This window comes from Maribacter sp. 2-571, from assembly GCF_050589625.1.
GTDB lineage: Bacteria > Bacteroidota > Bacteroidia > Flavobacteriales > Flavobacteriaceae > Pelagihabitans.
In genome coordinates, this window is the sequence record NZ_JBNGOP010000002.1 from 33888 (window position 1) to 59735 (window position 25848).

Here is a 25848-nt window from a genome sequence, read left to right on the forward strand (position 1 = left end):
TATGACAAAATACGTAGACCAAGGCAAAAACGATACTCGAAGCGGGTACGGGGCCGGAATGACCGAATTGGGAAGAACCAACCCTAATGTTGTCGCACTCTGTGCAGATTTGGTGGGGTCCTTAAAAATACAAACGTTTATCGATGAAAACCCGGAACGTTTTTTCCAGGTAGGCATCGCAGAGGCCAATATGATGGGCATTGCGGCCGGTTTGACCATTGGTGGCAAAATTCCATTTACGGGAACTTTTGCCAATTTTTCCACGGGAAGGGTCTATGATCAAATACGACAATCCATCGCCTATTCGGACAAGAATGTGAAAATATGTGCTTCCCACGCAGGAATTACCTTGGGAGAGGATGGTGCGACCCACCAAATTCTAGAGGATATTGGACTAATGAAAATGTTGCCGGGGATGACGGTCATCAATCCCTGTGACTACAACCAGACCAAAGCCGCTACTATTGCCATTGCGGAACACGAAGGTCCGGTATATCTTCGTTTTGGAAGGCCGAAAGTGGCAAATTTCACGCCCGTCGATCAAAAATTTGAAATTGGAAAGGCAGTGCTTTTAAACGAAGGCACCGATGTAACGATCATTGCGACCGGCCATTTGGTATGGGAGGCGCTTATTTCCGCCGAAAATCTCGAAAAAGAAGGCATTTCTGCAGAGGTAGTCAACATCCATACGATAAAGCCCTTGGACGACGAAGCTGTGTTAAAGTCTGTTAAAAAGACAGGCTGTGTGGTGAGCGCGGAAGAGCATAATTATTTGGGCGGACTTGGTGAGAGTATTGCCAGAGTGCTTGCCCTGCACCACCCGGCGCCCCAAGAGTTCGTAGCGACACAGGATACCTTTGGTGAAAGTGGTACGCCGGCGCAGCTCATGGAGAAATACGGCCTGAACAATAAAGCGATATCGGAGGCCGTTCATAGGGTACTGAGAAGAAAATGATAATGGTATCGTTTTTGATGCCATGAACGTATTAAAAAACGAGCACATTATGAAACTACAAAAACGAGTACTAGTATTCGCGGTTACCCTGTTGACAGGATTTGCCGCCATGTCCCAAGCCGGTTCGGGCTTTGGGATAAAAGCAGGGTTCAACTACAACCAGAACGGTGACCTTATTGCCGGTGTCGGCGATGCCGCGGAAGACATCATTCAAGGTTCGGACGGCAAGGTCGGGTATCAGATCGGGGTGTTCTACAAACGTAAACTGGCCAAAATCTACCTTAGACCGGAGTTGATCTATACCAAAACAGCTAGCAGCTACGAGCTGAACGGCGCTACCAATACGTATGACATTTCTAAACTGGACCTTCCCGTGCTTTTGGGCGTTAAAGTCGTAGGACCCTTGCATGTGTTTGCCGGACCGGCCTTTCAATACCTATTGGAGAACGATTTGGAAAACTTTAGCATCAACGAAGCGGAAAACGACTTTACCGTAGGCCTGCACCTTGGAGCAGGGGTTAATTTGGGCAAACTCGGGTTCGATGTGCGCTATGAAAGGGGATTTTCCCAAAACGAGGCCAATTTTGTAAGCGACAACATTACCCCCGAAATTAACGGTCGAGTAGATTCCAGACCTTCCCAAGTGATTTTAGCGGTTTCCTTGAAATTGTAGGGATACCGATACCATTTTAACTTTGAAATGGTACAAACAAGAACATAAAAAAACACCATTGTTGTCTACAACAATGGTGTTTTTTATTTCAATACCCGCAGAGGAGGCTTAATTATCCGGGTCCAAGTGGTCGGGGATATTATCGTTGTCGGAATCTTCAAATGTAATGGTACCATCGTCATTGACCACAATTTCATCTTCAGTTAATCTCTCGTCATTGTCATCGTCTACGTCTAAATAATTGGGTATTCCATCCCCATCTGTGTCATCATTAAATAAATCCAAATCATTGTCCAAATCTTCCCGTAGGCTTGGAATTCCATCTCCATCATGGTCGGCTATATTTGTTTCTACCAAGTTTATTTTGAAGGCCAACGGGGCAAAACTTTCACCTACCTGGCTGCTACTATTGAAGTAACCTAAACCTGAGGGCATAAATAGTACGCCTATCCCGGAATCATTCACTTCAAAAGTTCCGTCATCATTTAAAATCAGTTCCGTTCCGTCTTTAAATAAAGTAAGGCCTTCCTCAAACCCGCGAACAAACGAACCAGCATTAGATGCCGTACCGGTTCCCTGTAAATCGAACCAAGTTAAATTGGCATCGAAAACCTCATTGTTCAAAAGAAATCCTTCATAATCGACATAGACAGAGTCTGCAATTGAAGGGTTCTCGCCCTGTCCTTCCCTGACCGATAAATAATACAGTCTGTGTGGAACATCATTTTCTTCATCCAGTCCGAGAAAAGCGGTTGATGAAACGTTAATATCAACGGAAGACAATAAATCACCACTTTCCGAAATGGGTCTTTTATCCTGATTTTCACCTGCTATGGTGTCTATCACTATTCGATAATCAAAATCTTCAGGTGGATTTTCAAACTCTTCGTAGTTGTAAAAATGTGTACTAAAATATGCTTGAATCTCTGCATCGTTTTCCGCAGCAACCTCGCTTAAAGGTCTTGGTGGATCAACATCGCCCAAGGGTGCATCATCATCGTTATTACAGGACGAAAGCCCTATCACCATTCCTAAGCCCAGTATAATGCAACTACGTATCATATCCCTAAGTATTTAAGTGGAGCAAGATACAATTTTCAATATCCTTTAAAGTTAGTCTTAACAAAGAATTTGTAAACAAATTGAAAGGTTTTCTAAAAAACATAGCACCCTAAAAGTTCTAGAACGCACTGTTTTTTCTATTGTAACAGATGGTATTTCTTCAGTATTATTATTTCTTTCCAACTACTTCATAAAATCAGTAAAGATTACTATTCGGCATAGCATTTTTTTTCAAATTAAACTACGAACAAGGTTAACATTTTAATATTAAAATTTTCATTTACCCTACAATTAAAAACTATATTTTAGCGAAAAATATTATAATAATTAAATCTTCTCACCATGAAAAAAATTTTTATTTTACTTACATCTGTCTTACTATTTTCGTGTAATAATGATCAAGAATCAAGCGACAACATTATAACCGAAACAATTAACTATTCATTTGATGGCAAAAATTATAAAATTGAGTTTATCAAAAACCAAAATCAAGAATTAGAAACTGTTGAAAGTATTGATTCAAAAGCAATCGATAACATCATAGAGAATAATGAGAATTTGATATTTCATGATGTTGATGAACATAATATCATGTTGTTTGCCACAGAGGAAAAATTAGAGAAATTTTTATTTGAATCCGGTAGACCTTTATCAAAAAAATCAAATGTCGACAGGAGCAGTCTCTACTCATGGCAAAACCTAGCAATCCATCGTGACTCCTATTTAAACTCCCCAATACCATGGGCTGTAAACAGTTTGGGAAACATTGCCACCAACACCGGTGGATACTATCAATACTGTACCTTTGCGGCTGGAAGTAATGAAGACCGCCTTAAAAATTTAGCTTTATCTACTAATTGGAGAACTGTATCTCAGGGAGCTGTATATGGCTGTCCAAGCAGTAACGCACCAAACGATCAAATCAGTTCTGTAAGCGTTAGAAATGTATTTGCCCGTTTTTATGAAGATGCAAATTATAGAGGACGTTCAATTGTAAGAGACGCAAGGTATGGTAGCCGTATTAGCGAATATAGCCGATTAAAAAGTGTTCGTTACAGAGGTCGATGGGATAATAGAATTAGCTCAATCAAACTCTCTAACTAGTTTAATCTTTCTTTTTAAAAAACCTTTAAGCGAGAATCTTTTTTAGATTCTCGCTTTTTTGTTTTGTGAAACAAAAATCGCATATCTTCACAATCCCGAGATTGATCTGATTTATTGGACCTGTTAATTTTCTCAATAATGGTGTCAAGTCAGTAAAACACTTATTTTCAATGCGCATCGACAAATACTTATGGAGCACCCGTTATTTTAAGACCCGGAACCAGGCCACCATCGCTTGTAAAAAGGGGCATATCAAAGTAAACGAACAAGCGGTAAAACCCTCCAGGGAAGTATATCCGATGGATAAACTTATCGTTCGAAAAAACCAGATCAACTACCAGCTTACCGTATTGGATATCCCTCCTAGCCGGGTCGGTGCCAAATTGGTGGACATTTACCGCAAGGATACCACGCCCAAGGAAGCCTTTGCCCAAAAGGACCTGTTGCAATACTCCAAAGACTATTATCGTAAGAAAGGTACGGGAAGGCCCACCAAAAAGGACCGACGGGAAATCGAGGGCTATACCGATGCCCATGACGATTTTTTTACCGATACTTCCGAAGAGGAATAGCAGGGTAAAGATTCCTTTGTTGCCGACTTCCATAAAACGGATACCTTTTTTGATCTACATCAAGTACATTTAGACCATAAAACCGTAACTTGACCTAAATAAATAGCACAGTGAAAATCATTGCATTTCCTTTTGCCGGCGGCAATACCTATTCTTTTAATTTTTTAAGTAATTTTCTTGGTCCTCAAGGGATGTCATTAGTGGTTTTGGAATACCCCGGACGGGGCATACGAATCAGGGAACCACTGCTCGTTACCATGGATGAACTATTAAAAGACGCCATGGTACAGCTAAAAAAGCACATCACCCATGAGGAATACATTATTTACGGCCATAGTTTAGGCGGACTGCTAGGTTTACTTGTATGTCAACGTATCGATCAAATGGGGCTAAAAAAACCGACGGCCTTAGTGGCATCGGGAAGGCCACTGCCCCATTTAAAAAGAAGGCATAAAATTTCACATCTTCAAAAAGATTTATTTTATCAAGAAATTGCCACGCTTGGGGGCCTACCGGAACAGGTATTGGAAAATGAAGACCTGAAACGTTTTTACGAACCGATCCTTAAAGCGGATTTCCAAATTGTAGAAGACTATGTTTTTGAAGAAAACCCCAAAATAAACCTCCCGATTACCGTACTTTATGGGGATGAAGAGTTGCAAAAACTAAACGAAGACCATTCGGACGGGCATCAGAACGGTGGAATCGATCACGACTTCATAAAAAAAACTTGGGAAGCAGAAACCGTTGCGCCCGTAACGGTAAGCGTACTTCCTGGAAATCATTTTTTCATATACGACCATGGAGCAACCATTGCCCAAACTTTTATTCAAAAATTTCATTGCCCCACCTAAGCCGTTGGCCACCCTCGATCTTCCTTTAATGCTATGGTCGAATTTAAAAGATACCGACCTTTCCGTGCTGTTGGCCAACTACCGTACGCTCTTGCCGGAAACGCTACAAAAAGAGGTTTTCAGGTACCGCAGAAAAGTGGATCAAGCGAATTGCTTGGTCGGTAAGCTATTATTGTATGCAGGCCATTATCTTGGCACCGGAACCTTATTGGACTTCGATACGTTTTCGAAAGGTTTCCATAAAAAACCGTTCCTTTTAAACAGTCCCCTGCACTTCAACATTTCACATAGTGGTCATACGGTAACGTCCCTATTCGGCACTACCCCTGTTGGCATTGACGTGGAAAAAATACAGGCCAACAAACTAGAAGATTTTCCAAATCTTTTTACCGAAGGAGAATTAAAGGATATTACTACTGGGGGCATGCATCGTTTTTTTTACTACTGGACCCGTAAAGAGGCGGTGGTCAAAGCAAATGGAAAAGGAATGGGGATTCCCTTCACCGCTATCGACACCCAAAAACCCGAAATAGTATTGGAACAAAAAAAATGGCGTATCCATAGTTTTGAATGGGAAGGGTATGCCTGTAGTTATGTGCTAGAACAACACTTTCCTAAAATCCAGTTGCTAGAAATGGTGTTTTAATACCGACATATCATTAATACCAATTTACTTTTAAAATAAGCTATTCTAACTCCTTCATTGTCCATTTGATTTGGATTGCAAGTGTATAAATAACGTGAGTTCGACGTAAAAAACGGCCTTATTATAAAATGAACACCATAAATCGGCTGTTTATCATTTCATTTGGCCTTCCGTTCATTTTTTTTACTTGTCCAAAAGAAACGGAACCAAACCAAAGAAAAATTCCACGGTAGCTAAAACATGGGCGTTCTAAATGGAACTACTTTTTTTCGATCCATAGATTACTTCCCAATTGCTTATACGCCAAGGGCATTTCTTCAAATGCCTCCGGGGATACTGTATGAAGATAATGCGAAAAGAAAAGGATTTCATAGTGCTGGTTATGTATTAAGAAACTTCTTAGAAAGTAATCCTCATTCCAATTCCTACCTGCAAAAACCCATTGTTTCGGATATTCGAACGGATAAAAAACATCGTGAAAATGAATGATGACACCAGATTTCAGCACGGGGAGTATTTCAAACAAAATATGCAATACATCGCTTCCCGTTTTTCCTACGTGGCTACTATCCACAAAAAAGACATCCCCCTTTTTCAACTTTTTAAACGTTTCCAAAGGGACTTGTTGAATGGTGGACTCCAAAATTTCGCACTGCCCATAATCTTCCTTCTTATATATCGAAAACAACCTTCTTGGATTGGGTTCAATAAACATAAGCTGCATTTTGTGGTCCATAAAATATTCGTTGGTATCCAGCATTACTGCGGAAGAATATCCAGACCCGACTTCTATAATCCTCTTTGGCCTGGACTGTCGTATCATGGCATATAGGACGATTCCATCCGTGTACGGATACCAAAGGTTGTTCAAATGGTACCTGAAATCCGATAACGCTTTTTCAGGGTAGGGCATTTCCTTATAATGTTCCGCAAATTGTTTGGCCAGCCCCAATTGGTGGGAATGATTGAAATCGATACCCTGTATATCATTTACATTCTTTTCGGTCCAAATATCATCCTGTCTTTTCTTTAATTCCGGTACGGAAACTACGGAAGAAGAATTATAACCTGGATGGTAGCGCGCATTTTTATAGTGCTCGATCAGTACCAAAAACGGTTTAAAAAAATAATATAGCGACAGTCCTAAAAAATTATGTATTGTTTTCATTAGAGGAATAACAGTGTAAATTAGGTATCGGTTACAAGTAAGCCCCTTCTTCTTTATCTTTGAAAAAGCAAAGGTCCTGTTCCATGAAAAATAACATATTATCGCACCAACAAATACAGCATACCGTACAGCGCATTGCCTATCAAATTTATGAGGCGAATGTAACGGAAACCGAAATCGTGATTGCGGGTATCGATGGGGGCGGATTAAAACTGGCCAAAAAGCTGCAACGGGTTTTGCGCAGGATTACCGATGCGGAAATTTTATTGTGTAAGGTAAGCATGGACAAAACCAATCCGCTTGGTAGCGGAGTTACTACCTCCATTGCGAGTTCGGATTACGAACATAAATCCATTGTTCTGGTGGACGATGTTTTAAATTCCGGAACAACTTTGATCTATGGGGTCCATCATTTTCTAAAAACCCCTTTAAAACAGTTGAAAACCGCTGTGCTGGTGAATCGAAACCATAAAAAGTATCCGGTAAAGGCCGATTTTAAAGGTATTTCGCTTTCCACCTCTTTACAGGAGCATGTACATGTGGCGTTTCAGGCCCGAAACGACAGTGTTTTTCTAGACTGATTTTTCTAGGATTTCCTGAGCCAAATGTTCTGGAGTTTTGGCCTTGCATGCTATTTTATGTGGGGCCTGATTATAAAAAAAGCTTCGTTCGAACAAATGTTTCCCTATAAATTCCATCAGTTCCGCATCGGGAACGTTTTTGATCAAGGGGCGTTGTTCTTTCTCCGTTTTCAACCGTTCGACCAATTGCGGCAACCCGTGTTTTAAGTAAAACACATTTTTGGTAGCGGACAACATCGCCACAACATTGTTGCCATAACAGGGTGTACCTCCACCGGTGGCCAACACAACATTCCCATCCATTGCAAGTACCTCTTTTAAGTATTCCAATTCCTTTTTTCGAAAATAAAGTTCTCCTTTGTTGGAGAAAATTTCCGGAACGGACATGCCCTCCCGTGTACCGATATAGTCGTCCAAATCAATAAACCTGGTTGCGGAAAGCTGAGCGACCACTTTTCCTACGGTAGACTTACCACTACCCATGTACCCTAACAATATGATTTTCAAAGACTTTGTTTTAAAACGTCAATTCATTTTTTTCCGAATTCAAAGAAAAGATAAATTTCTGGTAAAATCGACTTGTAAAATAAATTATTGACCTTATATTTGCACCCGCCAAGGGCAAAAACTTGGTGCTTAAATTTTGACTTGGTAGCTCAGTTGGTAGAGCATCTCCCTTTTAAGGAGAGGGTCCTGGGTTCGAGCCCCAGCCAGGTCACCAATCGGAACATCATCCGAGACCAAAACCTTGCTAATCTTATGATTTGCAAGGTTTTTTGTTTTTAGGGAAGTCATTTAAATTGATTTAATATGATTCTAAATGTTCACAAATCGTCAACATTTATTCAATTCGTCAACATAAGTGTCAACAGTTTTATAAATTGACCTCTAAGAACAACAAAATACTTGCCTAGTTGATTTGACTTTTGTCTCAATTATTGTTTAACAATTAAGACAACAACTATGCGTGCAAAACTAACATTTTCAATTCTTTTTTGGATTTACGGCAGTCGAGCAGACGGAAACAATTCTTCTAACATTTATGCTCGAATTACTCTAAATGGTCAAAAACTCAATTTCAGCGTAAAGCGAAAAATCAATGTCGACTCTTGGGATTCAAAACGTCAAAGGGCAAGAGGTAATAGTGAAAAATCTAGAGCCATCAATTATTATTTAGATGAAGTTAAATCAGAACTAGTAAGTGCTTATAGCGATTTAAAGGCTGAGTCAAAAGTGATAACACCACAACTTATAAAAGCACGATTTTTTGGAGATGATAAAAAAAACCAATCATTAAGAGATGTTTTTAAGTATCATAATGATAAAATGGGAAGCAAACTGGCTCGAAAAACCCTTTGTCACTACAAAACAAGCCAAAAATATATTTTAGAATATATTAAAGCTGAGTATAATAAAGAAGATATGTATCTCCAAGATTTGGACTATGAATTCGTACTAGGCTTTGAGAGCTTTCTACGTTCATATCAGCCAAGACATTATCAAGGTAGTATTGGCAATAATGCCGTGATGAAACATATTCAAAGACTCAGAAGAATGGTTACTTTGGCCTATCACATGGAATGGTTAGAACGCGACCCATTTGTTAAATTCAAACCCAAATTAGAAAAGAAAGAACGTGAATTTCTTACCGAGAAAGAACTTGAGCGCATAGAACAGTTTTCAACTTCTATTGAGAGATTAGCGGTAGTTAAAGACCTTTTCGTATTCGGTTGCTATACTGGAATATGCTATGGTGATATCATGGATTTGAACAAACACAGCATTGTTACCGGTATTGACGGAAACCTATGGTTAATGGCAAATAGAAATAAAACGGGCACCCCATTCAAAATTCCAATTCTACCGGTAGCTGAAAAATTGATTCACAAATACCAGAATCATCATCGTACACATTTCAATGGTAAATTATTGCCATCTATTTCCAACCAAAAACTTAACAGTTACCTAAAAGAAGTGGCAGACCTCTGCGACATAGAAAAGAACTTAACCTTTCATATGGCCAGACATACGTTTGCTACCACGGTAACACTCACTAACGGTGTACCCATTGAAACTGTTTCAAAACTATTAGGACACACTAAATTAGCAACAACTCAGATATACGCTAGAGTAATCGAGAGAAAATTAAGTGCAGATATGATGGTTCTCAAAAAAAAGTTAGCCTAGTTTAAACATCCGACGAAGTAACAGAATAGGTATTTTGATATTGTAAACACGTACAATACCAAATTCACAATTTGTAAGTTTTTAATTATAATTACGTATCTTAAACCATACAGAATACTTTTTAAACCCCGAAAAACAAACAAGATATTTTTTGGTAATGGGATTATTAAAGTTTGAACTTTTGTTCACGCAAAGCCTATTTCTATGATTCACATAATTACTACAGGTGGAACTATTGAAGGACTCGAATACAAGAATGAGTCTGAAAATACAGGCGCAACTGTTTCCATCAAAAGTCTCTTACAAAATGTAAACGTTTCGTTCGAATTCGAAGTTGTCCAAGCTTTTTCAAAAGATAGTCGTTTTATCACAACCGAAGATAGAGCGTTACTGAAGGAAAAAATAGACACCATTAACTCGAAACAAATACTAATTACCCATGGTACCATTAGCATGGTTGAAACTGCTTCTTATTTAGGCAAGCTTAACATTGATAAAACTATTGTTATCGTAGGTTCATTTATACTGGGTACCGAAGAAAATTCAGATGCTAGTTTCAATTTAGGTTACGCGATTTGTGCTTTACAAACTTTAGAAAAAGGAGTTTATATTGCTATGAACGGGGAACTATTTCCTTGGAATAATGTCAAAAAAAATATAGATAAAAACAGATTTGAAAAAAATGCGGATTAAATCAATAGCCTATGTTTGGAACCTCGCTACATTGGACAACCTTCTTTTATACGCTCATTGATTTAATCTTAATCATTTTAGCATTCATACAATCAAAAAGATTGGAACACACCAATCTTAACAGATATATGATTCTAGGGGGTTTATTTATTGTCTATAACCTAACTGGAGGTTTACTTCCAATCGATAATTTTCCTGGTCCATTTATCACACAATACATCATAACATATGGTGTAGCTATTGCAATGTGCGTCTATGTAGTTAAATACCTTTACAATGAATATGATATCGTTGTTTTAAAATTTAGATTAACGGTTTCCAATATTGCGTACTACGTAATTGCTTGCTTCTTATTGTTGTTCCTAGTTCCATATTACTTCAATGATTCAATAGAACTATCAAGAATCTATTTTTCTGTTCCTGTTTCTGCTATTTGCCTCTATATCTGTTGGGCTTTCTTTAAAAAAATATCAGACCCTGAAAAACCATATCCGTTTGTAGTACGTAGAAATCGATTTTCACTTATAAGCATCGTTTGCATCGGTCTGCTGCCAATATTAACCGTTGTAGGCGATTATCCGTGGTTAACTTTTTCAGTTATGAATACCGCATTTTACTGCATTACATTCATGGAAATTGATAGGTATTTATACTTCCTAGAGAATAAAGGAAAAATGCGAGAGGTATTTAATTATTACAGCAATCTCAAGAGTGACAGCATTGCTTCACAATTTGATAAGAATGGTCTTTCAAGGCGAGAAATGGAAATAGCAATGTCAATTCTCGAAAACAAAAACTATAAGCAAATAGCCAAAGACTTATTTATTGCAGATAGTACGGTGTCAAAACATGCCTCAAATATTTTCAAAAAGATGGATGTGAAAAATCGAGTTACTTTTTTGAAACAATTTTCACCTGATTAAATGCCGCATCACCTTTAATTTACTTTTGTTCCGTAGAAAAATACGGTTGATTCCGTAAAAAATACGGGCAATCCTTTATGCATTTATAGACATCATAGATTAATTTTAATAGCTATGTCCAATGAAAAAAAACTCAAATTTTACTTAAGTATGACGTAAGGAATGAATAGGCATTCTTAAAAGGGTCATTTTCTAGATATAGTTCTAAGACTAAATCAATTAAATGCTCGTGCGCCTTAAAGAAATATCGAACGAATTCTTGTCAGAGCTAAATGACATTGAAGCTGGTAATCCTAATAGTATGGATTGCGCCAATGATGTTATCATTCTTTGTCGCCGAACATTGCATAGCCTTAAAAGTCTGCTTCTTCAAAAAGATTTTAAATCCGTAGAAAATGAAATTAATTTCTTTAGGAATATCAAGCAGATTTCTGCCACTCCCCTAATTTACTATTCAGAAGTACGTTCGTTTGAACTTCAATTTCCCATGGCTAATACCCATACGCAGAGAAAGTATATCAATAAAAAACTCACCAAACTGAATCGCTTCTTTAATCTCAATATCGATTTCGTACAATACATAGAAAAAGGTCATACTCATTTCGACCAACAATACTTTACTAGAACATTTTTAGACTCCTATCATATCATTTCTTCTAAGTTTTATTTTCAGGATCCTGATTTCACGACTTCACGTGATATGTTGTTAGGTAAAGTAAAAGCGTATCGTCGGTTTATAAAATATCTTCAGAACAGACCAACTGATAAAAGACAAGACTATAACAGTAATCAGACAAGAGCTTTTGACTCCATTCCAAATTTAAAATGGACTTCAACTAAGGCAGCGCTTACCGAACTGGTGTATGCCCTATATGTAAACGGGGCTCTTAATAATGGTAATGCAGAGATTAAAGAAATTGCTATTGCACTACAGAGAGTCTTTCACTTTGACATGGGTGACTTCTACAAAATATATGCTGAAATCAAATTTCGAAAAAACAGTAGAACGAAGTTTATGGACAACCTTTCCACAGGTCTTATTTCCTTTATGGACGACTCAGAAAACTAGCATTAAATACCGTATTACGGTGGAACTCCTGTTTTATCACTTCTGATTAGAATGTGTCTCTTTTTAACGTCCAGTAGGGCAATCCCTGTCACCAAATAGTATCAAAACACATCAATTATCAAGATGTTAAATTTTCACCGTAGTCCTGTTGTACTGGTGAATAAAGCCCATTAAATCAAATCAAATTTGTCGAACAAAAGTCAAATCAGGTCAGGGACTATCATCTAAAAAGTGTAACCATTGATGGTCCCTTTCTAAAAAGCAATTCATTATGCCGACAAGTTTAATAACTACAGATGACCTCCAGGATTTCAAATTGGAACTCCTTGACGATATCAAGAAATTACTCACCAAGCAATCAGATGCAAAATTAAAGAAGTACTTAAAATCTGCCGAGATAATGGAGTTACTTCAAATTAGTCAAGGCACATTACAGAATCTTCGAATCAATGGTACACTACCCTATACAAAAATGGGAAATATCATTTTCTACGATTCTGATGAGATTCAAAAAGTAATGCTTTCCAATCGCATTCACAATAAAAGAGATTAAGGATGTATGAACTACATAAAACAACTCAATGCTGCCTTTCAATTAATTGTGGACGATTCCAGGCTCAACCCTACCCATGTAAGCTTGTATATGGCATTGTTTCAACTCTGGAATATCACACGTTTCTCGAAGGTATTTTATATCAACCGACAAGAGGTGATGCAACTTTCAAAAATAGGCTCAAAAAGCACCTATCACAGATGTTTAACCGATTTAACAAACTGGAAATACATTGAATACCTGCCCTCACATAATATGTACAAAGGCAGCGAAGTAAGGATGCCCATTTTTGGGACAAGCTCTGGACAAGCGCAGGCCAACCATGAAACAAGGAATGGACAAGTACCGATATCTAATACAAACAGTATTAAACAAAAAGAAAACAATAGTAAACCTAAGCTACCAAAAAATGAAAATGAAGTAATTGATTTTTTTAAAAATAAAGATTGGCCCGTATTAGAAGCAAAGAAATTTCATAACCACTATACAGCCATTGGATGGAAAATAGGTGGTAAGATAAAAATCGTGAATTGGACGGGAAGCGCGGCTAATTGGGTACTAAAAGCAAAGAAAATAGAAACCGAAAAAGAGCTGTCCCATTTTAAGGACAACCTTCGAACAACTAAAATAAAAGACTATGGTGAACCCCTCTGAAATTGTTGAAGGCGGAGTACAGTATTCCATTGGAAAGTTTGACGGACAAACCGTCACCTATGATTTCCCTAAAGTGCTCGTGTACTTGAACGCAAAGGGAAAACTTCTTTTTGGGAAGGATTTCAAAATCTTTGAAGAAGACCACGCTATCATCTTCAAACTCTGTAATTACTTCATAAAGGACGTTGAGAAGTGCGCTAAAAACGACATTGACCCAAACAAAGGAATTTTACTATCTGGACCTGTAGGATGCGGCAAAACTACCTTGATGCGCTTACTAAAACATCTCGTACCCATTCAGCGACCTTATCGGGTTATTCCTGCCCGTAACATTGTTTTTGGTTTTAATCACATTGGTTATAAAACTATCGAGGATTATGGCGATGGACAATTCTTTTGCTTTGATGACTTGGGCGTGGAGCCTATCGGTAGGCATTTTGGCAAAGATTGTAATGTAATGGGTGAAGTGCTTCTATCTCGTTACGAGCTCTTTTTAAAGACCAAGATTAAAACACATGCAACAACCAATTTGAGCGCTAAGGAACTGGAAGAGATGTATGGCAATAGAGTACGAAGCCGGATGCGCCAGTTATTCAATTTGGTCGCCTTTGATAAAAACACGAACGATAAAAGAAAATAGATATGAAAATAGCAACCTTCAACATTCAGAATTTATTCCATAGAGATAAAAGCCTTCTTGATAATCCAAAAAGTAAATCCATCACAGATTGGATTCAAGAACTCGATACCCTTATGCGAAAGTCTGGTAAAACAATTTCAGAGCAAGAACGTATACGAGAGTTATCATTCTTGTTAGGTTTTGAAAAAACCAAGCCCCTACCCTATGCAGTTTTAAGAAGAAAAGCAGGATTACTATATCTAAAAGGCATTCACCATTCCACAGAAACAAGGGCAGGCCATTTGACCAATTGGAATGGATGGATTGAACTTCAGACCAAACCCATACCCCCAAGTGCGACCGATAATAAAGCTAGGGTGATTGCAAACGTGAATGCGGATATTCTTTTACTGCAAGAAGTTGAGGACAGAGCATCTTTAGAAGATTTCAACCAGAAGGTTTTGCCAAAGTTCGATTGCAAACCCTATGACCACTCTTTAGTTATACAATGCAATGATATGAAGGGATTGGAAATTGCTATTTTGCTACGTGGTGGTTATACACTACAAACAATTAAAACTCATTTAATCGGGGGTTATAGTGACCTTTTTCAAAATCTTATCGAGTATGAAATCAGTACTCCTACATCAGAGAAAATATATGTTTTGGCAACTTACTTAGCCAGACAAACGGATGATATAAAAATAGCAGATACCATTCGAAAAAGTCAAGTGGAAAACATTGCCAGAATATATAAAGGCCTTGTTGCTCAAGGTAAGACCAATGTGATTATTGCAGGCACATTTAACACCCCATCATATTGTGACTCCTTGGCTCCCCTATTTCAAAATACCGATGCCAAAGATATTACCAAACACTTTTCTTTTGAAGTAGTTACTGATGAAGGTGAGGATGCTACCTATTTCAGATTGGGTGCTTACAGAATGGGCGTAAATATCAAACAGAAAGATTATTTATTATTTTCCCCAGTACTCTTTGAACAAATGCAGGATAGTGGTCTAAATCGTAAGGCGATGTGGCCGAACAAAAAACCACAATGGTCTACTTATAAGGAAGTCACGAGTCGATATAATTCTGCTAGTGAACATCCGTTAGTTTGGGGGAGGGTTGTCCTTTGAGTTTGTACATTAAAATTAGAATTTCACACTTTCTTATCAAGTTAAAAGTTATAGCAATCAGGTTAAGAGTCTAATTATTAAATATTTACTTTAATATCTAATTTTAAAATTTATATTATGTCAGCTCCATGGAAAGATAAGCTTAAAGGAAATTGGAACATTGCTAAAGGAAAAATTAAACAAGAATGGGGGGACCTTACCGATGATGACCTCGATTATGAAGAGGGAAAGGAAGATGAGTTGGTAGGTCGCATTCAAAAGAAGACAGGTGAAAGCAAGGAGCGTGTCAATGAGTTTCTCGACGATTTGAAGTATTAGGTCGACATTTATCATTTTGAAATCCCGCTACTAACCGCGGGATTTTTTATTTATATGCATCATTCGATTACGTGAATTTTATATTTAAAGTAATAGTTTCTTGTGTCAACTAAAATCCATACCCGATGACAAATCAATTTTATTCGGGGTTGCTGCATCTTTGACCTTGCCGAATTTGTGTTCGACTACTACTTGATTTACTAAATTATCGGGTAGTTCATTAAAAAAGTAGGTCTCTGCATCATCGCCGCTTCCACTTTTAATCTGAGGAATAGCACTTTGGTGCACAGCGGAAATCGATGCTGTATTTCGCGTTATTATCAACCTACTCTTCGCTCGTGTAAGAGCGACATAAAGAACACGTCTATCCTCTTCAATTTCATCAACATTATCTAACGACCATGCAGAAGGAAAAGCCTTTGGCGATACATTGAGAACGATACAGACTTCGGCTTCTAATCCTTTTGCGGAATGAATCGTAGATATGATGACGTGGTCTTTATTCTCATCTGTTTTAAGCTTGGATTCGTTAAGCACATTTACGCCATTCATATTTTCTGAATTATCTAAAAGACCTTCGCCAATAAATTCTCCTAGAGTAGGATAACTCTTGGCAAGTAGCTTTAATACGGGAAAGTCCCCCTTTCGCTTTTCGTTCCAATCTTTTCGATATCGAAATGCCAACCCAAGAGACATAGCATCGTACGCCGTATCGACCATTTGACCTACATCGTTTTGAGCCGCAATGGTCTCATACAATCCCGCGATCTTACTCCCATCTTCACCAGGCATTGCATTTTGAAGAATTTTTGGAATATCATCTTTCTCCACATTATCAATGACCTGCTGTAAAATTCGAGAGGCTCTTACTTCTCCCACACCTTCTTGGAAAGTTAAAAAACGAATCCATGCTATCCCATCGTATGGATTGTTTACAATGCGTAATAAAGAAACTAAATCTTTGATATGGGCCGCTTGCATAAACTTTCGCCCGCCATAGGTGACATATGGAATCTTTCTTCTGATAAAGACCGCTTGTAGCGATTTGGAATAATATTGCGACCGAGCTAATACGAGATGGTCGGAGAAAGTTCTATCCTCATGTGTGAAGTTCTTCAATATTTCATCTGCGACCCAATTGGCTTCTTGCCATTCATCGCTGACATTAACAAGCTGCGGTAACTCGCCTTCTCCTCGAATCGACTGTAATTTTTTATTATAATCAATTGGCGACTTTTCCAGCAGCCAATTCGATATATCCAGAATCTCCTGGGTGGAACGATAGTTTTTTTCAAGTTTGTATACTTCTGAATTTGGGACGCGCTCCTTGAACAAGTGCACGTTTTTAAAATCAGCACCACGGAAAGAGTAAATCGATTGTGCATCATCCCCAACACAAAATAACTTGCAGATATTTACGAACGGGTCTAGTAGTTCCCATTGCAAGGGATTGGTATCCTGCATTTCGTCTACCAATAAATAGTCGAGATGCTGCGCCAGAATTTTCCGAGCTTCGGGATTGGTTCGCAACTGTGTTGAAACTACTAAAAGTAAATCATCATAATCTAAGTACCGCTGTTCACCCTTCTTGATTTGATAGGCTCGTAGTATATTTTCGACGTTTGGCTTTATACTGGAAATCTCATAGTCGGTGTCCGCATCCTTCTTATTTTTAAAAAGTTTGATCCGTAGGCTTTCCGTTAAGTTCTTTTTTGTATTTCGGGCCAGGGAATAGATATCGATTAACTGTTGTGGTTTTATCCTCAACTTTCCAAAATCAAGATTTTGATTTCCGCAAACCATTTTCATGATACTCAACTGATCGTCAGGGTCGATTACCGTATAGGCCGCCGCACCGAATAAATTGGGGAAACGAACAATCAACTGATTGCACCAAGAATGAAAAGTAGCTCCGCTTAAAGAGTTTCCGGCGGACTGGGGCAATGTTGCTTTTACCCGTTCAACGATTTCGTTAGCCGCTTTCTTGGTGAAGGTCAGTATCTGAATCTTAGAGGGGTTTACACCTGATGCTATCAAATAGGCCGCCCTAGCGATAATCGTTTTTGTTTTTCCCGTACCGGCACCGGCAAGCACCAAGAGATGCTGTCCGTCATATTCGACAGCTCTCTTTTGACCTTTATTTAGTGTATCGGGAATATTCATAGTACAACTAAGGTAAAATTTAATTTGTTCATCTGATATTAGGCACGACAGTAAAATTATTCACTTCTATCAGTTTCGATTATTTGCATCACATTATATTTTAATCCTGTTAAACTAAATAATGTGCTTTTAGGCTACTATTTCCTCAGGCACCATAATCTTGATGGATTTCGGATTTGCATTCAAATAGCTAGCGATAATTCGCATAGTATGGTAGGTATTCTTTTTGGCGGTAAGAAATGTTTCCAAATCTACAAGACCGTCTATACCCTCCTCCTTATCGAAAAAACCATAGCCCTGATAAAGACTGTCTTTAACCAAAATAAAACCATGCTCACTATCTGAGCGGCCCTTGCCAATTATGGCATAGTTGTCCCGATTCTTATGAAGTTCCGATATCGCTTGCTTTGCACGAATATTATAGATGGCCACAGACTCCTTCCCTTCGCAGACTTTATTGCAATCCTTGATACTGTAATGGGAACAACTTTCCTTACTACTCTGTAATCCTGTGAAGCGTGGACAAAGGACAAATTCCTCACAGATTTTTTTCAACTTAGCGACTGCCTCATCACGCTTATAATATGTTACCGCTCCCAAGTCAGCTGCGGATTTTCTGTCGATTGCAAATTGAATGATTCCTTTTCTGTTTACATAGTGAATGATGCAGTATGGCGCTCGCAACTTCTTTTGCGCCACATTGAACATCGGGTAGTAATTTTGTATCTCGTCAGCTTCCAGTAATAAAGCTATAAGCTCATTCCCGGTTTCAATAAAATCTACCGTTGCGGTCGCTTGGCAAAGGTCATATTCCTTGTTCTTTTTATCATAGAAATGACTGAGGACACGTTCTTTGATTCTAACGGCCTTGCCGACATAGATTATCTTTCCTTTGGCGTTTTTAAAATAATAAACTCCTGGTCGCTGTGGAAGATTCCCGATAATTTCCATATCGATATTCGGTGCTAAGGTGGTCTTTCTTGATTTCAGGAAGGAATCGAAAACAATGCCACCATCGTCAAGGCTCATCAATCGTTGAAAGAGTATAACCGTGGCATCAGTATCGCCTTCAGCGCGATGCCGATTAACTAGTGGAATTCCCAATGTTGAGCACAGTCGGCCAAGACTATACGATAGTTTACCCGGCATCAGTTTTTTGGCAAGTCGCACCGTACACAGTTTTTGACGATTAAAATTATACCCCAGATACCGAAATTCGGAACGCAGAACGGTATAATCAAAAGTGACATTATGTGCCACAAAAACCGCATCTTCGGTAATCTCAATAATTTTTGCGGCTATCTCCTCGAATAGCGGGGCAGTTCGTACCATGTCATCATCAATGCCCGTTAATCCTGTTATAAAATTAGGAATGCGAACTTGAGGATTTACCAACGAAACGAACTTATCCAAAATCTTTTCCTCGTTCATTCGAACGATACAAATCTCCGTAATACGGTTGTTCCGAATCCCTTTTCCGGCTGTTTCAATATCTACGACAACATAGTCCATTTCGTTAAAATTTTATTTCGTTCAGTAAAAATACTATAACCAATGGAATTAATCCATAATTTTGGATATATTCCATATTTAGAAAATACTTTTAAGATGATGAACTACCCAAACCTGATATGTTTAGAAGAAGAAATCAAAGTGTTACTTGATTATAGATTGGCGGATTATCAATATGAGCAAGTGATTGTGGAGGCGTATTACGCAATGGATAAGACTGTTATGTGTCGTATTGAACTATTTGGCTCGCAGACTACTATAGCGCATCGCATAGCTAAATATGAAGCTGAATTGAAAGAGGGATTCTATTATGAAGCAGAGCAAAAATTAATCGGGCAAATAGAGCCTAACACAATCAAACAGGCATCTTAAAGATTCTGGATAAAAGATAATGGAAAGAGCAATAGTACATATGGACATGCATGAGTATTACATTGCATGTGAGCGTTTGGCAAATTCATCCTTGCAAGGTATGCCCCTTATTATTGGAGGTGGCACAAACCGGGGGACAGTTGCTGCCTGCTCCAAAGAAGCTGCCCGATTCGGCGTTCGAGTATCGATGCCCACAGGCTATGCATTAAAGTTATGCCCAAATGCGACCGTGCTCAAAGGAGATTATGGTTCATACGCCAATAAGTCAAAGGAGCTTACAGAAATAATCAAGGAGCATGCCCCCGTAGTCGAGAAGTCGTCGATTCATTCATTCTTTTTGGACATTACCGGTATGGACCGTTTTTTTGGCTGTTACGATTGGACTAAAGAACTTTCGGTACAAATTTCAAAGAACTCTGGGCTTGACCCATCCTGGGCGTTATCGGTCAATAAAACCGTTTCAAAAATAGGCGCCGTCGATTCCACCCCCAGAATGCCAAGACTTTTGGAGCAAGATAAAGTCCAGCATTATTTAAATCCATTGCCGATACAAAGATTACCGAAAATCGGTGATACCACTTTTCAGCTGTTATCGAGGATCGGCATACGCCAAATCGGCAAAGTTTCGGAAATGCCACCCATGGTGCTACAGAAAATGTTGGGAAAGCGGGGCAACACCATTTGGCAACATGCTAACGGTATTGATAGGGAACCCGTAAAACCATATTCTGAAAAGAAAGCGGTATACATGGAACACGACTTCGAGATGGACTGTATTGACCTACAAACCATAAAAACCCAGCTGATGGCCATGGTTGAACAATTAGCATTTAAGCTAAGACAGGATAACCTCGTAACCGCTAAGGTCATCGTCAAGGTAAAATATAATAACCTTGATACGGAAACTAAACAATCCCGAATACCCTATACTTCACTAGATCACATTCTAAAAAAAGAAGTGCAGCTACTGTTCTCCAAATTATACCATAGAAGAATGCGCCTAGTAAAAGTTGGCGTTCGTTTCTCCGATATCGTATCGGGTTCGCATCAAATCAATCTCTTTGAGGATACTGGTGAAATACTATCCCTTTACAACGCCCTCGATTCTATAAGAAACAAGTACGGAATGAATGCTGTTGGAACTTCTTCCGCTTTTCAAAATTTCAGGACGAAATGAAGATGTTCCTCAACTGCCATTCATACCATAGTCTTAGGTACGGAACAATACCATTGGACGAACTTGTGGAATTGGCCTCGCAGTTGGGTGTAACCACCTTGGGTCTTACCGATATCAATACGGTGACAGGCATTTACGATTTCATTCGAATGTGCGCTACAAAAAATATCAAGCCCATTGTAGGTATTGAATTTCGAAATGATGATGAAAAGCTATATACCGGACTTGCAAAAAACACGAAAGGTATTGGTGAGCTATGTAAATTTTTGACGGAATATAATCTTAGCAAAATACTGCTGCCAAACTTAGCACCAAAGTTTAAGAATGCTTTCATAGTCTATCCCTTGTCCAATGCTCCTGTGCGTTTGGAAAAGAACGAATTTCTTGGAGTGAACGGTCACCAAACCACACAATTGATTAAACCTATATATCAAAAATTACTGAGAAAGACCATTGCATTTCAAACCGTCACGATTCGTAATCAGGACGAATTCGAGCTTCACAAGACGCTTCGATGCATCGACCATAATATTTTATTATCACAATTAACGGAGCATGCACATTGTCATCCTTCTGAGGTTATGGACACTTCAAAGGCCTTAGAAAAACAATTTTCAAGATATTCCGGTATTATTCGCAATGCTGAAAAATTGGCCAAACGCTGTACGTTTAAATTTGATTTTACGGTACCAAGGAATAAAAAACTGTATACGGGTACAAAGTCTGGGGATATGCTATTGTTGAGTCAGCTAGCCAAAGATGGAATTATAAGGCGTTATGGTGCAAAAAATAAGGACGCTCAAGTTCGAATGAAAAAGGAGCTTAAAGTTATCGGTGAGCTCAACTTTACAGGATACTTCCTAATTACTTGGGATATTGTCAGATATAGCCAGAGCAAAGGATTTATGCATGTTGGGCGTGGTAGTGGTCCAAATAGTATTGTCAGTTATGCCCTGGGCATTACAGATATCTGCCCCATTGAACTTGATTTATATTTTGAACGCTTCCTGAACCAAAATAGAAAGAGTCCACCAGATTTCGATATCGATTGGTCTTGGCAAGAGCGTGATGAAATTCTGGATTATATCTTTAAAAGATTCTCTCCTGGTCATGTAGCATTCTGCGGAACAATCGTGGAATTTAAACATCGCTCCATAATGCGCGAACTAGGCAAGGTGTATGGTCTGCAAAAAGCGGAGTTGGACCAGTTGTCCAGAGAAGGCTTGCAATCTGGCGGAACTGATTCTGTGGTTGACCGTGTGGCAAAACTTGGTGCAATGCTTATAGGGTTCCCGAATCAGAGAAGTATGCATGCTTGCGGTGTGATTATATCCGAAGAACCGATAACTAATTTTTCAGCTTTGGAGATTAAGCCGAAAGGTTTTCCAATCGTTCAGTTTGATATGCACATTGCCGAAGATATCGGTTTTGAGAAGTTTGATATCCTTAGCCAACGCGGATTGGGAACGATTGCCGATACGGTAGAATTGGTCAAACGGAATAAAGGCATCAGTATCGATATTGAACAGGTCAATACATTTAAAAACGATATCCAATGTAATACCAACCTACAAATCGGAAACACTCTGGGCTGTTTTTATATCGAAAGCCCTGCCATGCGTGGCCTACTTAGAAGGTTAAAGTGTAATGACTATCAGACCCTCGTGGCAGCTTCGAGCATCATCCGACCTGGAGTAGCGAAAAGTGGTATGATGAAGGAGTATATTTTTCGCCACAACAACCCGAACAGTTTTGAATACTTCCATGAAGTGTTCGAAGAGTTTTTGGGTGACACCTATGGCATTATGGTTTATCAAGAGGATGTCATCAAAATAGCACTTCATTACGGCGGTCTTGAGCCTACCTATGGCGATATACTAAGAAGGTCAATAAGTGGTAAATCACGTTCTAAAAAGGAAATAGAAAGAGTGAAGTATATGTTCTTCGAATCCTGCAAAAGACTAGGACGTAATGAACAATTGAGCGTAGAGGTTTTCAGGCAGATAGAGAGCTTTGCCGGATACTCTTTTTGCAAGGCCCACTCCGCGTCCTACGCGGTAGAGAGTTACCAGAGTCTCTACCTGAAAACGTATTACGGAATTGAATTCATGGTGTGTGCCATAAATAATGGAGGTGGATTCTATCGTACGGAAATTTATGTCCATGAAGCCAAGCGTGCAGGGGGCAATGTTCTTGTTCCGTGCGTGAACAATAGCGAACAGGAGACTATTTTGAAAGGTGAGGATATCTATCTTGGTTTCGGTCTTATAAAATCCATGGATGAAAAACTGGCTGTGCAGTTGGTTGAAGAAAGAAGAGCGAATGGCGATTATACTTCCTTGGAGAATTTTCTATCAAGAACACATATTGGTGGTGAAACTTTACAAACTTTAATATTTGTGGGTGCTTTTCGGTTTACTGGAAAACCCAAGAGCGACCTTATCATCATTGCCAAAATGTTGCAATCGGGGGAGGTGTCAAAGTCACCTACCCTTCTCATAGAAGAGCCGATACAAGAATACAAATTTCCGGTAATGGAGCGTAATAGCATCGAAGATGCATTCGATGAAATTGAGATACTCGGCTTTTCAGTATCCCTTTCTCCCTTTGAACTTTTAAAAACAAAGTATCGCGGCGACATTATGAACAAACAGCTTCTTGACAATTACAAGAAAACAGTACGTATGCTTGCCTATTTAGTATCTACTAAACAAGTACCTACAAAAAATGGGAATATGTATTTTGGAACATGGATCGATAATGATGGCGATTATTTCGATACGGCTCATTTTGCAACCTCTCTAAAAAAATATCCATTCAAAGGAGGTGGCTGTTATCTACTACTAGGCCGTGTTGAAGTAGATTTCCATTTCCCGACGATAGTGATATCCAAGATGGAAAAAATGCCCTTTGTTCCTGACCCCAGATATGAAAGTGGCACGGATCGGGATTATAAAGTTCATGAACGATTAAAAGAAGGTAGAAGTACTACCCATCGAGCGCCATACCCACAAGAGCATGAAATTGGTCTGCCACGTTCACGAATGTCATAAATGCAATATGTGGGATAATTTTACACTAGTTTAGAATAAGCTACCCTGCTCATTAAGTTCGGGATAGTCAACTTTAGTAATGGCGATAGGGGTATTCTTCTCCGTAAATTTTGGTTTATAAAGTTCTTTTGTAACAGGATAACATTCAAACGCCTTGGTAGTAAATCCAACTTTCATTAGTTCGGTTATGTTTGCCTCGTTTAAATCATCTCGCAACCATTCGTCAGTAAATTCGGAATCTAAAACTAAAGGCATTCGTTTTTTCTTATTGTGTACTTCGGCAAACTGTTCGTTCGCTTCAACGGTGATAATCGTACAGCTATGCAGTTCCTTATCCAATTCGCTGTAGATGCCTGCGAACATAAACAAACTATCATCTTGATGATGACAAAAATATGGATAGGCATTACCTCCTTTGTGGTGCGGTTCAAAAAATCCATTTGCCAGAATCAGACATCTATTCGTTATCGGAAAATCTTTAAAAGATTTCTTCTCAAAAATTGATTCTGAACGAGCATTATTTGTGTAGTTCTTCTTCAAAAACTGACTCACATCGCCTTTCATTGCCCACTTCGGCACTAAGCCCCACGTGGCAGGGCGAATCAATTTCGGCTCCTTTTGTGGAATGATATACAAATTGGAATGGTTAAAAGCAGATTGGAAGAAATACGGCTTGTATTCCATTGGGTAACGGAACTCCCTTTTTGTTTCTTTCTCGATTTCTGTTTCACTTTTGGTAAGTGTAGTTGAGTAGCACATATAAACGTTTATTTTGACTTTATCTGTTTAGAAAAATCATCTTCCGGCATTCCCACAGGCATCAGAACATGATACCAAATACAGTTCAAATTGTACCTTATAATCCTGACCCATCTGGGGAGTTTCTTTTTATGCATTTGAGCACTAGATTTTTTTTGGAACATTACTATAGCGGTTCAACGTATCGCCTGCCACAAAGCTTGAAATTCCAATAATTTTATTGCCTGGTGAATCATACTTGATTTCGACCCAAAAGTAAGATAAGGAATAAAGTGCATATTTAATATCGCCTTCTGAAACCGTATCGATAAATTGCCCCTCTGTAAAGACCTTATCATACCTATCATTTTCTATCAATATATTGAAGTCGTAGATACCCATTTAGCCGTTTATTTGAACTTTTCAGGAAGGTAGTAAAAATCCTATTTTAATCAATAAACTCTTTACAAAAGGTGCAATTTGTAAAGAGTTTATTCTTTTAATTTAAAATTGCAATATGCTATGCTTTATTTGGTTATGGCGCATCACGAAAGATGCTAATTACTATAAACCTCTTTGAGATGCTTTCGTGCATTTACGAATTTTTGTACCATTTCATTTCAATAATACCCTCTGGACCCAACTCTAAATACAATCCAGTTTGATAGGCTAATTCATTCATATATCTATTTAATTTATCAAAATCAGCTTTCTTCTTGGAATTTTTCCAGCTCATTTTTATTTCAATAATAAGTAGATTATGCTCACCATCCTCTTGGCGATGGACGATGATATCAGGATATACTGTGGAAGGATTAGAATGATTAGGATTTAGACCAATTCTTTTGGGAATTTGAGTTCCATATTCATCTGTCATTCTATTATATTCACAGTTGACATGAAATTCTTTAAGGTGCTTTCGCATAACTCCAGCAAGTTCTCCTGACACAGTCCTTTCATTTACATCGGACTCCTCGTCAAACAACATAGGTTGATTTTTTATTAATTCGGAGCAGCTACTTTCGATTATTTCTCCAAGTTTTCTTTGAGAGTATGTCATATT

Annotated in this window: 27 protein-coding genes and 1 tRNA gene; 20 read left to right on the plus strand and 8 right to left on the minus strand. The window is 38.6% G+C overall.

The genetic code is table 11. From position 1 onward, the window contains the following. Position 1 precedes the first annotated feature (1 nt). Both ACRD7P_RS01495 and ACRD7P_RS01500 read left to right on the plus strand, forming a co-directional pair. Entirely contained in the window at positions 2 to 955 is a 954-nt protein-coding gene (locus ACRD7P_RS01495) for a transketolase family protein (RefSeq protein WP_430905703.1), read from the plus strand. Positions 956 to 1004: 49 nt separating this feature from the next. After that, complete coding sequence (locus tag ACRD7P_RS01500) at positions 1005 to 1628, plus strand: porin family protein (protein ID WP_430905704.1); 624 nt, start codon at positions 1005 to 1007, stop codon at positions 1626 to 1628. Positions 1629 to 1736: 108 nt separating this feature from the next. Here the strand turns inward: ACRD7P_RS01500 and ACRD7P_RS01505 are convergent, their stop codons facing one another. Beyond that, the gene (locus ACRD7P_RS01505; protein WP_430905705.1) at positions 1737 to 2690 is read right to left on the minus strand and encodes an FKBP-type peptidyl-prolyl cis-trans isomerase; all 954 of its coding nucleotides are present in this window, start codon (positions 2688 to 2690) and stop codon (positions 1737 to 1739) included. Between the two features lie 342 nt (positions 2691 to 3032). Between ACRD7P_RS01505 and ACRD7P_RS01510 the strand changes: the two genes are divergently transcribed. The 4 genes from ACRD7P_RS01510 to ACRD7P_RS01525 all read left to right on the plus strand — a co-directional run bounded on the left by ACRD7P_RS01510 (position 3033) and on the right by ACRD7P_RS01525 (position 5866). Beyond that, on the plus strand, positions 3033 to 3794 hold the full coding sequence (locus tag ACRD7P_RS01510; RefSeq protein WP_430905706.1) for a hypothetical protein: 762 nt from the start codon (positions 3033 to 3035) through the stop codon (positions 3792 to 3794). Between the two features lie 170 nt (positions 3795 to 3964). Next, positions 3965 to 4366 carry an RNA-binding S4 domain-containing protein gene (locus ACRD7P_RS01515; protein WP_430905707.1) on the plus strand — a complete coding sequence of 134 codons (402 nt, stop codon included), beginning with the start codon at positions 3965 to 3967 and terminating at the stop codon, positions 4364 to 4366. A 110-nt stretch (positions 4367 to 4476) separates the two neighbouring features. Beyond that, the gene (locus tag ACRD7P_RS01520; protein ID WP_430905708.1) at positions 4477 to 5220 is read left to right on the plus strand and encodes a thioesterase II family protein; all 744 of its coding nucleotides are present in this window, start codon (positions 4477 to 4479) and stop codon (positions 5218 to 5220) included. A gap of 4 nt (positions 5221 to 5224) precedes the next feature. Then, a complete protein-coding gene (locus ACRD7P_RS01525; RefSeq protein WP_430905709.1) occupies positions 5225 to 5866 on the plus strand; it encodes a 4'-phosphopantetheinyl transferase family protein in 642 nt (213 codons plus the stop codon). Positions 5867 to 6125: 259 nt separating this feature from the next. On the opposite strand, the gene ACRD7P_RS01530 is transcribed toward ACRD7P_RS01525, so the two are convergent. Further along, complete coding sequence (locus tag ACRD7P_RS01530) at positions 6126 to 7034, minus strand: class I SAM-dependent methyltransferase (RefSeq protein ID WP_430905710.1); 909 nt, start codon at positions 7032 to 7034, stop codon at positions 6126 to 6128. A gap of 83 nt (positions 7035 to 7117) precedes the next feature. On the opposite strand from ACRD7P_RS01530, the gene ACRD7P_RS01535 reads away from it, so the two are divergent. Then, on the plus strand, positions 7118 to 7615 hold the full coding sequence (locus ACRD7P_RS01535; protein WP_430905711.1) for a phosphoribosyltransferase family protein: 498 nt from the start codon (positions 7118 to 7120) through the stop codon (positions 7613 to 7615). Here the strand turns inward: ACRD7P_RS01535 and ACRD7P_RS01540 are convergent. Further along, positions 7607 to 8122 (minus strand): shikimate kinase, encoded by a 516-nt coding sequence (locus tag ACRD7P_RS01540; RefSeq protein WP_430905712.1) that lies wholly within the window; start codon positions 8120 to 8122, stop codon positions 7607 to 7609. The two genes, ACRD7P_RS01535 and ACRD7P_RS01540, sit on opposite strands and share 9 nt — an antisense overlap. Positions 8123 to 8260: 138 nt before the next feature. Between ACRD7P_RS01540 and ACRD7P_RS01545 the strand changes: the two genes are divergently transcribed. The 10 genes from ACRD7P_RS01545 (at position 8261) to ACRD7P_RS01590 (ending at position 15770) form a co-directional block, all read left to right on the plus strand. Then, a tRNA-Lys gene (locus ACRD7P_RS01545) sits at positions 8261 to 8336 on the plus strand. Between the two features lie 242 nt (positions 8337 to 8578). Further along, positions 8579 to 9802 carry a site-specific integrase gene (locus ACRD7P_RS01550; RefSeq protein ID WP_430905713.1) on the plus strand — a complete coding sequence of 408 codons (1224 nt, stop codon included), beginning with the start codon at positions 8579 to 8581 and terminating at the stop codon, positions 9800 to 9802. Between the two features lie 204 nt (positions 9803 to 10006). Beyond that, positions 10007 to 10495, plus strand: coding sequence for an asparaginase domain-containing protein (locus ACRD7P_RS01555; protein WP_430905714.1), 489 nt, complete (start codon positions 10007 to 10009; stop codon positions 10493 to 10495). Between the two features lie 11 nt (positions 10496 to 10506). Next, positions 10507 to 11418: a helix-turn-helix domain-containing protein gene (locus ACRD7P_RS01560; protein ID WP_430905715.1), complete on the plus strand. Its 912-nt coding sequence runs from the start codon at positions 10507 to 10509 to the stop codon at positions 11416 to 11418. Positions 11419 to 11641: 223 nt separating this feature from the next. Next, positions 11642 to 12487, plus strand: coding sequence for an RteC domain-containing protein (locus tag ACRD7P_RS01565; RefSeq protein WP_430905716.1), 846 nt, complete (start codon positions 11642 to 11644; stop codon positions 12485 to 12487). A 271-nt stretch (positions 12488 to 12758) separates the two neighbouring features. After that, a complete protein-coding gene (locus ACRD7P_RS01570; protein WP_430905717.1) occupies positions 12759 to 13040 on the plus strand; it encodes a helix-turn-helix domain-containing protein in 282 nt (93 codons plus the stop codon). 6 nt (positions 13041 to 13046) lie between these two features. After that, positions 13047 to 13694: a hypothetical protein gene (locus tag ACRD7P_RS01575; RefSeq protein WP_430905718.1), complete on the plus strand. Its 648-nt coding sequence runs from the start codon at positions 13047 to 13049 to the stop codon at positions 13692 to 13694. After that, positions 13678 to 14334: an ATPase gene (locus tag ACRD7P_RS01580; protein ID WP_430905719.1), complete on the plus strand. Its 657-nt coding sequence runs from the start codon at positions 13678 to 13680 to the stop codon at positions 14332 to 14334. Before ACRD7P_RS01575 ends, ACRD7P_RS01580 begins: the two co-directional genes overlap by 17 nt. A gap of 2 nt (positions 14335 to 14336) precedes the next feature. After that, a complete protein-coding gene (locus ACRD7P_RS01585) occupies positions 14337 to 15452 on the plus strand; it encodes a hypothetical protein (protein WP_430905720.1) in 1116 nt (371 codons plus the stop codon). A 117-nt stretch (positions 15453 to 15569) separates the two neighbouring features. Continuing rightward, complete coding sequence (locus tag ACRD7P_RS01590; protein ID WP_430905721.1) at positions 15570 to 15770, plus strand: CsbD family protein; 201 nt, start codon at positions 15570 to 15572, stop codon at positions 15768 to 15770. Between the two features lie 105 nt (positions 15771 to 15875). Here the strand turns inward: ACRD7P_RS01590 and ACRD7P_RS01595 are convergent, their stop codons facing one another. Together ACRD7P_RS01595 and ACRD7P_RS01600 are read right to left on the minus strand one after the other, a co-directional pair. Further along, a complete protein-coding gene (locus tag ACRD7P_RS01595) occupies positions 15876 to 17933 on the minus strand; it encodes an ATP-dependent helicase (RefSeq protein WP_430905722.1) in 2058 nt (685 codons plus the stop codon). 129 nt (positions 17934 to 18062) lie between these two features. After that, positions 18063 to 19445, minus strand: a complete 1383-nt coding sequence (locus ACRD7P_RS01600) for an exonuclease domain-containing protein (protein ID WP_430905723.1) — start codon at positions 19443 to 19445, stop codon at positions 18063 to 18065. 42 nt (positions 19446 to 19487) lie between these two features. Here ACRD7P_RS01600 and ACRD7P_RS01605 point away from each other — a divergent pair, with 42 nt between their 5' ends. From ACRD7P_RS01605 to dnaE, 3 genes are read left to right on the plus strand one after another with little or no spacing between them, the layout of a single operon-like run. Next, positions 19488 to 19817, plus strand: a complete 330-nt coding sequence (locus ACRD7P_RS01605; RefSeq protein WP_430905724.1) for a hypothetical protein — start codon at positions 19488 to 19490, stop codon at positions 19815 to 19817. Positions 19818 to 19836: 19 nt separating this feature from the next. After that, a complete protein-coding gene (locus ACRD7P_RS01610; protein ID WP_430905725.1) occupies positions 19837 to 20994 on the plus strand; it encodes a DNA polymerase Y family protein in 1158 nt (385 codons plus the stop codon). A 2-nt stretch (positions 20995 to 20996) separates the two neighbouring features. Continuing rightward, a complete protein-coding gene (gene dnaE / locus ACRD7P_RS01615) occupies positions 20997 to 24047 on the plus strand; it encodes a DNA polymerase III subunit alpha (RefSeq protein ID WP_430905944.1) in 3051 nt (1016 codons plus the stop codon). A gap of 30 nt (positions 24048 to 24077) precedes the next feature. Here dnaE and ACRD7P_RS01620 read toward each other — a convergent pair whose 3' ends face one another. From ACRD7P_RS01620 to ACRD7P_RS01630, 3 genes are all read right to left on the minus strand, one after another. Continuing rightward, a complete protein-coding gene (locus tag ACRD7P_RS01620) occupies positions 24078 to 24806 on the minus strand; it encodes an SOS response-associated peptidase (RefSeq protein WP_430905726.1) in 729 nt (242 codons plus the stop codon). Positions 24807 to 24950: 144 nt separating this feature from the next. After that, a complete protein-coding gene (locus ACRD7P_RS01625; RefSeq protein WP_430905727.1) occupies positions 24951 to 25187 on the minus strand; it encodes a hypothetical protein in 237 nt (78 codons plus the stop codon). A gap of 193 nt (positions 25188 to 25380) precedes the next feature. Further along, positions 25381 to 25773 (minus strand): hypothetical protein, encoded by a 393-nt coding sequence (locus tag ACRD7P_RS01630; RefSeq protein ID WP_430905728.1) that lies wholly within the window; start codon positions 25771 to 25773, stop codon positions 25381 to 25383. Between the last annotated feature and the right edge of the window lie 75 nt (positions 25774 to 25848).

What these genes read in the sequence shown, in the direction of transcription:
- ACRD7P_RS01500 (WP_430905704.1), top strand. Translation starts at nt 1,005, where the DNA reads ATGAAACTACAAAAACGAGTACTAGTATTCGCGGTTACCCTGTTGACA.
- ACRD7P_RS01565 (WP_430905716.1), top strand. Translation starts at nt 11,642, where the DNA reads ATGCTCGTGCGCCTTAAAGAAATATCGAACGAATTCTTGTCAGAGCTA.
- ACRD7P_RS01575 (WP_430905718.1), top strand. Translation starts at nt 13,047, where the DNA reads ATGAACTACATAAAACAACTCAATGCTGCCTTTCAATTAATTGTGGAC.
- ACRD7P_RS01620 (WP_430905726.1), bottom strand. Translation starts at nt 24,806, where the DNA reads ATGTGCTACTCAACTACACTTACCAAAAGTGAAACAGAAATCGAGAAA.
- ACRD7P_RS01495 (WP_430905703.1), top strand. Translation starts at nt 2, where the DNA reads ATGACAAAATACGTAGACCAAGGCAAAAACGATACTCGAAGCGGGTAC.
- ACRD7P_RS01610 (WP_430905725.1), top strand. Translation starts at nt 19,837, where the DNA reads ATGGAAAGAGCAATAGTACATATGGACATGCATGAGTATTACATTGCA.
- ACRD7P_RS01535 (WP_430905711.1), top strand. Translation starts at nt 7,118, where the DNA reads ATGAAAAATAACATATTATCGCACCAACAAATACAGCATACCGTACAG.
- ACRD7P_RS01505 (WP_430905705.1), bottom strand. Translation starts at nt 2,690, where the DNA reads ATGATACGTAGTTGCATTATACTGGGCTTAGGAATGGTGATAGGGCTT.
- ACRD7P_RS01510 (WP_430905706.1), top strand. Translation starts at nt 3,033, where the DNA reads ATGAAAAAAATTTTTATTTTACTTACATCTGTCTTACTATTTTCGTGT.
- ACRD7P_RS01530 (WP_430905710.1), bottom strand. Translation starts at nt 7,034, where the DNA reads ATGAAAACAATACATAATTTTTTAGGACTGTCGCTATATTATTTTTTT.
- ACRD7P_RS01570 (WP_430905717.1), top strand. Translation starts at nt 12,759, where the DNA reads ATGCCGACAAGTTTAATAACTACAGATGACCTCCAGGATTTCAAATTG.
- ACRD7P_RS01595 (WP_430905722.1), bottom strand. Translation starts at nt 17,933, where the DNA reads ATGAATATTCCCGATACACTAAATAAAGGTCAAAAGAGAGCTGTCGAA.
- ACRD7P_RS01580 (WP_430905719.1), top strand. Translation starts at nt 13,678, where the DNA reads ATGGTGAACCCCTCTGAAATTGTTGAAGGCGGAGTACAGTATTCCATT.
- ACRD7P_RS01560 (WP_430905715.1), top strand. Translation starts at nt 10,507, where the DNA reads ATGTTTGGAACCTCGCTACATTGGACAACCTTCTTTTATACGCTCATT.
- ACRD7P_RS01515 (WP_430905707.1), top strand. Translation starts at nt 3,965, where the DNA reads ATGCGCATCGACAAATACTTATGGAGCACCCGTTATTTTAAGACCCGG.
- ACRD7P_RS01605 (WP_430905724.1), top strand. Translation starts at nt 19,488, where the DNA reads ATGGAATTAATCCATAATTTTGGATATATTCCATATTTAGAAAATACT.
- ACRD7P_RS01630 (WP_430905728.1), bottom strand. Translation starts at nt 25,773, where the DNA reads ATGTTGTTTGACGAGGAGTCCGATGTAAATGAAAGGACTGTGTCAGGA.
- ACRD7P_RS01555 (WP_430905714.1), top strand. Translation starts at nt 10,007, where the DNA reads ATGATTCACATAATTACTACAGGTGGAACTATTGAAGGACTCGAATAC.
- ACRD7P_RS01585 (WP_430905720.1), top strand. Translation starts at nt 14,337, where the DNA reads ATGAAAATAGCAACCTTCAACATTCAGAATTTATTCCATAGAGATAAA.
- ACRD7P_RS01625 (WP_430905727.1), bottom strand. Translation starts at nt 25,187, where the DNA reads ATGGGTATCTACGACTTCAATATATTGATAGAAAATGATAGGTATGAT.
- ACRD7P_RS01590 (WP_430905721.1), top strand. Translation starts at nt 15,570, where the DNA reads ATGTCAGCTCCATGGAAAGATAAGCTTAAAGGAAATTGGAACATTGCT.
- dnaE (WP_430905944.1), top strand. Translation starts at nt 20,997, where the DNA reads ATGTTCCTCAACTGCCATTCATACCATAGTCTTAGGTACGGAACAATA.
- ACRD7P_RS01600 (WP_430905723.1), bottom strand. Translation starts at nt 19,445, where the DNA reads ATGGACTATGTTGTCGTAGATATTGAAACAGCCGGAAAAGGGATTCGG.
- ACRD7P_RS01550 (WP_430905713.1), top strand. Translation starts at nt 8,579, where the DNA reads ATGCGTGCAAAACTAACATTTTCAATTCTTTTTTGGATTTACGGCAGT.